At 40.7% G+C, this 6112-nt stretch carries 5 protein-coding genes and 1 pseudogene; 3 read left to right on the top strand and 3 right to left on the bottom strand.

Features of this window, described 5'->3' with window-relative positions:
• The coding region (locus tag FPZ49_RS25530) for a hypothetical protein (protein WP_222429969.1) at window positions 1-412 on the top strand (412 nt) is incomplete at its 5' end.
• Between the two features lie 306 nt (window positions 413-718).
• Window positions 719-1048: a DUF3892 domain-containing protein gene (locus FPZ49_RS25525; protein ID WP_144852487.1), complete on the top strand. Its 330-nt coding sequence runs from the start codon at window positions 719-721 to the stop codon at window positions 1046-1048.
• Between the two features lie 1057 nt (window positions 1049-2105).
• Here the strand turns inward: FPZ49_RS25525 and FPZ49_RS25520 are convergent.
• The 3 genes and pseudogenes from FPZ49_RS25520 to FPZ49_RS25510 form a co-directional block, all read right to left on the bottom strand.
• Window positions 2106-2468: a DUF1643 domain-containing protein gene (locus FPZ49_RS25520; protein ID WP_186446091.1), complete on the bottom strand. Its 363-nt coding sequence runs from the start codon at window positions 2466-2468 to the stop codon at window positions 2106-2108.
• Window positions 2469-3397: 929 nt separating this feature from the next.
• A pseudogene (locus FPZ49_RS25515) lies at window positions 3398-3730 on the bottom strand (transposase); the annotation flags it as partial.
• A gap of 627 nt (window positions 3731-4357) precedes the next feature.
• The gene (locus FPZ49_RS25510) at window positions 4358-5260 is read right to left on the bottom strand and encodes a LysR family transcriptional regulator (RefSeq protein ID WP_144852481.1); all 903 of its coding nucleotides are present in this window, start codon (window positions 5258-5260) and stop codon (window positions 4358-4360) included.
• 182 nt (window positions 5261-5442) lie between these two features.
• Between FPZ49_RS25510 and FPZ49_RS25505 the strand changes: the two genes are divergently transcribed.
• Window positions 5443-6111 (top strand): HD-GYP domain-containing protein, encoded by a 669-nt coding sequence (locus tag FPZ49_RS25505; RefSeq protein ID WP_186446089.1) that lies wholly within the window; start codon window positions 5443-5445, stop codon window positions 6109-6111.
• The last annotated feature ends 1 nt before the right edge of the window (window position 6112 follow it).

Here is a 6112-nt window from a genome sequence, read left to right as displayed (position 1 = left end):
GTTTACGAGTGCAGGACTAATGGGATTCTCCATGCAGGGGACGAGCCTTGGTAACGGGATCAAATGGGTTCTTGAAGGCCTGGCTCATCAGTCATTTTTACTTTTTGCCATTAGCGTAGTGTTTATTATCATAGCCGTCACGTTCGTAGGCATTCATCCAATGGTGATCGTGACCGCATTAGTCACTCAAATGAACGCCCACGAGCTTGGTACGACAAATCACGTGCTTGCCGTGTTGCTTATGCTAGGGTGGTCGATCTCGTCTGTATTAAGCCCGGTCAATCCGTTAAATATGCTTGTAAGCCGACTCTCCGGAGTTGCTACAGGAATTGAGGCTGGGTTCCGGGCCAACGGAATTCACTTAACCGTTGTAGCCATCATAGGCTTGCTGATCATAACATGGATCCATTAGCATGCAATCAAGCCATCTGTAAAGAAAGTTTAAAAAAGCATATCCTTTGCCGCAGCCTTAGTTCAGTATTAACCGTTCAAAGCTAGTAGAAGCATTGAATTCACCACAAATATGACAATATGAGTTGCGAAAAAGCCCGGATGCGTGTTCACACACAGGATCGGGCTTTTTAAGTCTATATTATTTATGTATCTTAGAGGTCTAACCTCATTTAATTTTTTCAGCGTGATACCACCCACATTTTGTGTGAGATTGTGTATGCGTATTCAACTGACAGGGAATCCTACACCTTGGAGGTGCGCATATATGCCAAATAATTATCCTAGTAGTGACAACGCTAACTTCGAAGAAATCTATAACCAATACCGCCAAGAAGGACAACAAAGAGCAGCTCTAGAAATTAAAACGGAAGGAGGTAAAGAACAAATCGTAGCGGTTCGAAAGAATGAAGACGGTGACATTATTGCGATTAAAACGGAATCCGGTAGAGAACTCGATTATGTGACAGCGTTAAACGAAGCAAAAAGTGGAAAATTGGCGCATGTGGATGTCTTCCACAAATATGGACGCGATATCCTTCGTAGTGAACCGGACGGATTTGATGGGAATAATTTGGATAATCTTCCCATTTTTTAGTTTTTTTATTGCAAGCATTAAAGAGAATCCCGCCGTGTAGTAACTTGGCGGGATTTTCTCATACTCTATATCAATTTCGCTTTCCATGCGTATTGATCCATTTATCGCTTTAATAAGGCTAAAGGCTACCATAGTAACCTTAAAGTGAAGGTTTATATAATTCTTTTGTAAGTAGAAATTCTTTTGTAAGTAGAATTTTAGACACGGTTTTTGATAGAAATAGTTTGAGTCATTCGGATGCCTTTTTTTAAAGCGATACTATGAGTACAAAATAGTTAATTCAAATTTTTTAAATATAGTGCAAAACGTTTTTATAATACTCATATCGACCTTGTTGTCTTAAACTGAAAATTCGATTTTCTGCAAGCTTGCTGCGTTCTCCCCAATGCAAAGGTTAAAGTCCTATTATGGTCATAATCCCAGTAATAACCATGGTATTCGAGTTCTTCCTCTGTAAAAGGAACACCGTGATATGGATAAATCCGGATGATATTTCATTGATCCACTATCATCATACTCAATCCCATCAGCACTATCATAAGTTGAAATTTTACTAGTTTTCCTTCCCGCAGTGATCATTTTCATCAACCCAGGAAACCTATTTTGTTCTCAGTTTATATGCTTTGAAGAAAATCATCTCAACATCGAAAAGGAAATGTCACCTCCTAACTGGTATACCCTGGTAATACAGAATAACCGATGGTATTAGCACTAATTATTGATACAATTATTGATGCAGTACAAAATGATGGATAACAACAACCTCAGGTAGAAGAATTGATTTGATTATTTTGTCTCCGGTGGGATGTAAGGCGAGACAAACATAGGCGCTTTGAGATCTCGCAATAGGGACCGCGACTGTTGAACTCTGCACATTCAAATGTTAGGTTGTCCCTAACAAGGGGGAGATGATCGAGCCTGTAGCGGCTCTTTTGCTCGTCAGTCCTTAACAACGGTGATACAAGCTTTTATGATCCCATAAGCGCCTGCTAGAAAGTGTCATCGGTGGGCAAATTGATGGACAGAGGCATATCGCCTCTGTCTGTCTAGTTAATAATTAATGGGGATTTTGAGATAAATTACGGTTCCCCATCCCACTGTGAAACGGGCCATGCAGGCAGCTCCAGGAAGCAGCCTTCTGCTGAACAGCGACCGTGGCTTCCAATACACCTCCATTATGTTTAGCGTACCGCACAATATAATCAACGGTATCATCACCAACCAATTCATCCGCAGCACTTGGATTCATAAGGAAGGCTGTCATAACAGGGAGATCGGAGCTCCATAAACGGTGGAGTAGATAACGACGTTTGACCTTGGGGTTAGTGGTCTCAGGCTGATATTTAGGATGAAACACAGCCGCACCCTTAATCTTCTCGTGTGCTACCTGGAATGATTTACGGGGAACAGGAATAATCAAGAGTGTCACCTCGATTGTACTTATTCGTGATTGCATTGGCTTTAAAAAAACGACTTGGTTTATTCTTCATTTGGCCCTATATCCGTTATTTCACGGTCTCCTTAAAATCAATATTTTCCAAAATATTCACGGTGTCAAATGCAGGAGCTCCGGATACTTTTTTTGCTCATTCTATCGTCACTGCGTGCTTGTATGTATACAATGATTTGCCTTCTAATAATGCCTACCATTGCGAGCTCATGGGGAGGGTATGAGAGTTGCGTTTCAGCCAACAGCTTATGATCGGAAGGGTTTCTAAAAGGTTGACGCGCGATCATAGATAATAAAGAGTTGCAGGACTGACTGATTTTTGTCGCTACAAAGCCAACATCAACTCGTATCTGTTCAATTTGTTGACGAACCCAGTTTGCTGTTTTAGAATCCGTCAGTTCACTCAGCATCAACCCTATTTTGCAACATTTTCCACTTAATATTCATTCTCTTATGGCATACAAGGAATATTCGATCAATGCTAAAAGTGATGAAGGCAATGGCTGCCTCGGTTGCACGCACTGGCGATTCGGAGTGGGGCACGTCGCCGAGCTGGCGAAAAATCAACATAGCACTGAACATAGTGGCAATGTCCGAGGCGTTCGTGCTGTCAGTAATAAGATCGGCGTTCAGAGCTTGGCTCATATTAAATAAATGAACGAGAAAAATCCGGCGCGGAAAACGACAGAAAATCGAGATGATAAGCTCGACCTCTAACGAAAAGGGCTTTTATGATTGAAACCGATGCCAGAGGGAATAATATAATAATTATTCGTTTGTCGGAGGGAGTTATGGTATTTTTAATTGTTTCAATTATTGTATTCTATATTGCTTGCTTCTTAATCCCTAGGCGGCTAACGTGGATAGAAATACTGGCAACCACTTTGTTTGGTTTATGTGCGACGGTTCTGACTTAACGTGGAGTGGTCAGGCACAGCTTCACCCAGATCTAAACCTAAAAACCAACGATAAGCTAAATTTACAGTGATTTCTTGCTCTAATTTTCTTTCTGAAGGGATTCCGAACAAGTATCCAATGAGTAACATCTTCATGAGTAGAACCGGGTCAATTGATCTCCGCCCAAAAGGAGAGTAGAGATGCTGCACTTTTTCATAAATAAAAGTAAAGTCCAGTTTTTTCCGAATAGCACGCAATAAGTGGTCTTGAGGCACGAGGTCATCTAGGCTTATATACATCAATTGGTTTTGTTTGGCTCCATCTACACCCATCATAGGATTACCCTCCAAAGTAAAAAAGACCGTATAGAGATAAATTCTACACGGCCCTCCAAAAAACCTATTAAATTGATACGTTTGTCAACAGTCCCTACATCGCGGCTTTTTGGTTTTATGGGATAAAGTTTTTGTCAAATTTCAATGACAAGAACTTTATCACATTCCTGATTCCTGACGATGGTTACATAACATCGTTATGACGAGACTTATGCCGAAAAGCTTAATCCGACCAACTTCCTTCAATAAATCATTAGGAAGAACGGAGTCCCAAAACAGCTCAAGTATGGATTCCAGACTTACCATCCCGGGATCGAAATCGAGCTCCACGGTCCCCGGTCACCAGTGTTTTCACTTGCAGAATCGATGATCCTGCAGTTTGAAGTGAAACGGATGCTCTAAAACAATAGGGGTCATGGGAAATGTCGGGTGACAAGAATTTTATATCATTAATTGCCGCGGAAAATAAAATTGATACGTTTGTCAACAGTCCCTAAAACGCGGCTTTTTTGTTTTATGTTATAAAGTTCTTGTCAAAAACAAATGACAAGAACTTTATAACATTCCCGAAATTGACAAGAACTTTATATCATTTCCTACGTTGGGTTCCGCATTCTGGTTTTAAAGTCATTGTAGATTCACCTCAGATCCTGAGCGACTTTCGAATAGTTGAAGCGCCATTCTAATAAACAGCTGCACAGCGATCGAAGAATCCTTTAATGAGGATACGGCAAGATGAATTTCACGATGCCACTTCGGTTCCAACTTACGTACGATTACGTTTGAAGGAAGATTCATTGTAGACAGTTCAGACATGATTCCAATACCTAATCCCTCCTGGACCATATTTAATGTTGTCATGTAATTATTGAGTACATATTTTATTTGAGGTTTTTTTCCGGCTTGCTCAAACCAATCCATTACGGGAGGCTTACAGTCGGCTTTGCTAATAATCAAGGGTTGATCCATGAGATCGCCCGCCTGAATAACGGACTTCGCGGCAAGAGGATGATTCTCCTTAAATATCGTGTATATTTCTTCACGGTACAAAGGGAATGTTATGAGTTCATCGTGATGGCCGGAAGGAACGATAAGTCCAACATCAACCTCTCTTGATTCAAGCATTTCCTTTATTTCAGCAATGGTTCCCTCATGAAGTGTGAATTCAATTTTCGGATACTTCTCAGTTATTCTGCTTATGATTTTGGGAATGAAGTAGGAGGAGGCTAAGGGAAAAACGCCGATCCTCACAATGCCCGTATCAAGTCCTTTTTCGCGAGCAATCTCTTGATCAATTCTCTCAAAACAAGTCAAAATCTCTTTGAAGACTCCCAAAATACGTTCACCGATATCCGTGAAATGAACGCCATAACAACGATCGCGGGCAATAAGCTTTACCCCCAACTCAGCTTCAAGTTTTCCCACTGCACGGCTGACTGCAGGCTGCGTCATGTAGAGTTCTTTCCCTGCTTTTGTGAAGTTTCTCGTATCGGAAATCTTAACAATTAATTGCATTAGCCCTCTATTCATATCAAAGTTGGTATGCTCCTAATAATTTATAATCATTTTATATACGGTTTGATATATCGTATCATTGTCTCGGGATCAAACGGATGATCGGGAAATTTACTTCATGTAGAAAATTACTGGAATTCCAGGTTACTTCTTAGATGTTGCAGAATATTTTTTGTATTTTTGCTAGGAGGCGCCACATGGACGATGTTTTGTTGGACTCTCAATCTTTGTTTCTTCAGTTATTCAGTAAGTACAAAGGTGATCAAGAGTGGGAGAAAGGCAGGGCACTGTTTGTTTCCATGAATTGCCGCGATCCGGCAACCGCGAATCATTCTGTGGTTGTTGCATTTATTGCCTACCACTTAACCATAAACATTTGTCTCACTTCCTGTCATGCAGAACGGATGTTTCTCGCCGGTTTGCTACATGACATAGGAAAATTGTCAATGCCGGATTATATTTTGAAATCATCATACCGTCTGAACATTGAAGAAAGAACATTGGTTGTTGAACATGTGAAGGTTGGACATGATGTGTTAAAACAGCTTGACTTTGGTTCGGATATCCTTCAATTTTGCTACTCACACCATGAAAGACTTGATGGCAGCGGCTATCCTCATGGCACCACGAATCAAAGTGAAATTGGGTGTATTGCGGCCATCTCCGATATCTATTCAGCATTAAGGTTGCCGCGTAGCTACCGCTCAAATTGTCTAAGCGACAAAGAGATTATTGAATTTTTGCTTCAGCAGGATGATCAATTTAATAGAAATTACACATATATTCTCAAGTCCTTTCTCAATAAGCGCTCAGAAATCCCGAAAGAACGTAAGGCTCTTATCGGTAATTCCAATAGGAGGCGATAGT

The organism is Paenibacillus cremeus (assembly GCF_007786445.1).
Lineage (GTDB): Bacteria > Bacillota > Bacilli > Paenibacillales > NBRC-103111 > Paenibacillus_G > Paenibacillus_G cremeus.
This window is presented reverse-complemented; position numbering and strand designations above follow the sequence as displayed.